Source organism: uncultured Boseongicola sp., from assembly GCF_937988555.1.
GTDB lineage: Bacteria > Pseudomonadota > Alphaproteobacteria > Rhodobacterales > Rhodobacteraceae > Boseongicola.
The window spans coordinates 1-2675 of sequence record NZ_CALJXO010000062.1 but is presented as its reverse complement, the minus strand read 5'-3'; the positions used below and the strand labels follow the sequence as shown (position 1 = coordinate 2675).

The 2675-nt window shown below is 57.8% G+C and carries 4 protein-coding genes; all 4 read left to right on the top strand.

Features of this window, described 5'->3' with window-relative positions; all coding sequences use genetic code 11:
- A partial coding sequence (locus tag Q1B15_RS03760) for a pyridoxal phosphate-dependent aminotransferase (RefSeq protein WP_299750360.1) occupies nucleotides 1-834 on the top strand: 834 nt, incomplete at its 5' end.
- A gap of 16 nt (nucleotides 835-850) precedes the next feature.
- Nucleotides 851-1291 carry a GNAT family N-acetyltransferase gene (locus Q1B15_RS03755; RefSeq protein WP_299750357.1) on the top strand — a complete coding sequence of 147 codons (441 nt, stop codon included), beginning with the start codon at nucleotides 851-853 and terminating at the stop codon, nucleotides 1289-1291.
- A gap of 99 nt (nucleotides 1292-1390) precedes the next feature.
- Nucleotides 1391-2398 carry a protein-methionine-sulfoxide reductase catalytic subunit MsrP gene (gene msrP, locus Q1B15_RS03750; RefSeq protein ID WP_299750354.1) on the top strand — a complete coding sequence of 336 codons (1008 nt, stop codon included), beginning with the start codon at nucleotides 1391-1393 and terminating at the stop codon, nucleotides 2396-2398.
- 101 nt (nucleotides 2399-2499) lie between these two features.
- Nucleotides 2500-2643 (top strand): winged helix-turn-helix transcriptional regulator, encoded by a 144-nt coding sequence (locus Q1B15_RS23330; RefSeq protein ID WP_366141665.1) that lies wholly within the window; start codon nucleotides 2500-2502, stop codon nucleotides 2641-2643.
- Nucleotides 2644-2675: the final 32 nt, after the last annotated feature.

Sequence of the window (2675 nt, the reverse complement as noted above, 5' to 3'; positions counted from 1 at the left end):
TACTGGGTCAGCTATCCGGACATTGTCGCCTTTGCGGGCGGTACGCCGGTAACGGTACCCTGCACGGCGGCAAATGATTTCCTATTGGATCCCGCCGATCTTGATGCGGCGATTACGCCCAAGACCAAATGGCTGATCCTTAATTCACCGTCGAACCCCTCCGGCGCCGCCTATTCAAAGGACCACCTTCAGGCGCTGGGCAGAGTTTTGGATAAGCACCCCCAAGTGCACATCCTGACCGACGATATTTACGAGTACCTCGTCTATGACGAGTTCAAATTCTCCACCATCGCGGAGGCAAACCCCGCGCTGTACGAGCGTACGCTGACCATGTCGGGCGCATCAAAAGCCTTTGCCATGACCGGTTGGCGCATTGGCTTTGCCGGGGGCCCGGCGCATCTCATTAAGGCGATGGCGAAAATCCAAAGCCAGTCGACGTCAAACCCCAGCAGTATTTCGCAATGGGCAACGGTGGCCGCCCTCAACGGGCCACAGGATTACCTGAAAGAATGGGTCAAAAGTTTTCAGGGCCGCCGCGATCTGGTGGTGGGCATGCTCAACCAAACCAAGGGCCTTAGTTGCGCGACGCCAAAGGGCGCCTTTTATGTCTATCCCAATTGCGAAGGGTGCCTGGGCAAATCTACGCCGGACGGCAAAGTGCTGAAAACCGAAAGCGACTTCGTCACCGGGCTTTTGGAAGCAGAAGGGGTCGCCACTGTTCCAGGCGAAGCCTTTGGCCTGTCACCTTACTTCCGCATCTCCTATGCGTCCTCCACCGAGGAACTGGAAGACGCGTGCCAGCGCATTCAGCGGTTTGCCGCCTCGCTCAGTTAGGTTCTGTAAGGACGAAATGACCAGCTTCACGATCCGAAAAGCAGTGCCGGGTGACGCTGACGAAATCTCTCGGCTCATGAAAGCCGCCTATGCCATCTATGCGTCGCGGCGGCTTGATCTTCCTGATGTGTCCGCTGGAATTGATGATGATATTCGCGATCACAGTGTCTGGGTTGCCTTGGCGGGTGGCGTTGTTGTCGGCGCCATCGTGCTTGTCCTTGGCCAGGATTTTGTCCAGGTCGCGAATGTGGCTGTAATGCCGGGGCACACCGGATCAGGCTTGGGCCGCCGTCTTCTTTCGCTGGCCGACGATTTAGCGCGGGAAAAGCGCAAGCCGATGCTGCGGCTTTCTACACACGAAGGCCTGCCGGAAAATATTGCCCTTTATTCCCACCTCGGGTGGCAGGAAACCGACCGGAAAATGGGCAAGGTGTTCATGACCAAAGTAGTGGAATAGCCGGTGTCTTAATCGTGATCTGTCACAGGTAGTTATTTGTAACCGCTCCAATCTATGCTTACTCCTAGTGTCGATATCAGACGCCAGGGAGGACGCATCATGCTCATCAAACGCCCCAAAAGCTGGGAAATCCCCGAACGGGACGCAACCCCGGAACGTGTCTATCTCAACCGTCGTCACTTTATTGGCGGTGTGGCGACCGCGGGCGCGGCGCTTCTCGTGGGCTGCGGCAATGCTGAAGACGCCCAAGCTCAGGACGGCGAAGCGGCAGACGTCGCAACGACAGACGTAACAGGCGGCGGCGAAACCGCCAGCCTTTACCCCGCGCCGCGCAATGAAAGCTTCACCCTCGATCGTCCGGTGACGGATGAAGAACTCGCCACCACCTACAATAATTTCTATGAATTCGGCTCGCACAAACGCATCTGGCGCAATGCGCAAAACCTGCCGCTAACCCCTTGGGACGTGACAATCGATGGCATGGTCGAAGAAGAACGTACCATCAGCTTTTACGATCTGGTGCAGCAGATGCCTTTGGAAGAACGGCTTTACCGTCACCGTTGCGTTGAGGCGTGGTCTATGGCGGTGCCATGGTCAGGTTTTCCGCTTGCGGCCCTTGTCAATTGGGCGCGGCCCCTGTCCTCAGCCACATACCTGCGTATGGAAACGTTTCAGGACCGCAGCGTGGCCAGTGGCCAGCGCGCGCCGGGGTATCCGTGGCCTTATGTTGAAGGGCTGACCATGGCGGAAGCGACCAACGATCTTCCGTTTATCGCAACGGGCATCTATGGCCGCGAAATGCCGGCGCAGAATGGCGCGCCTTTGCGCCTCGCGACGCCGTGGAAATATGGCTTCAAGTCGATCAAATCCATCGTGCGCTTTACTTTTACCGACGAGCGCCCGCTGACCTTCTGGGAAAACGTGGGCCCCTGCGAATATGGCTTCTGGGCCAATGTGAACCCGGAGGTGCCCCACGCGCGCTGGAGCCAGGCCACCGAGGAACCGCTCGGCACCGGCGAACGCATTCCGACGCTGATGTTCAACGGCTACGGCGAGCAAGTGGCGCATCTTTACGACGGCATTACCGGCGAAGATTTGTGGCACTAGGTGCGGTGGCTAGCTGCCAATCGCATCACTGACAACTTGCTCCGGACCCCCTTTGGGAACGATCGCGAAGTTCTGAATGTTGGGGTCTTCATGATCCCAACTTGCCGCGCAGATTCGAATATGTCCTAACGGCAAAGGGCCGCGATCTGCATCCCGTCTTGCAGGCCTATTGCCGCTGGGCGAACAAGCACATCCCGGGCACATTGGTGCCGCCCGCCGCCTTTATGAGAAAGACGCGTGCATAGTCCCCGGGAGCAAAAAGCCCGGTTGACTCTCT

Excerpts from the sequence above, each read along its gene's own strand:
- Q1B15_RS03755 (WP_299750357.1), top strand. The coding sequence starts at position 851 with ATGACCAGCTTCACGATCCGAAAAGCAGTGCCGGGTGACGCTGACGAA.
- msrP (WP_299750354.1), top strand. The coding sequence starts at position 1,391 with ATGCTCATCAAACGCCCCAAAAGCTGGGAAATCCCCGAACGGGACGCA.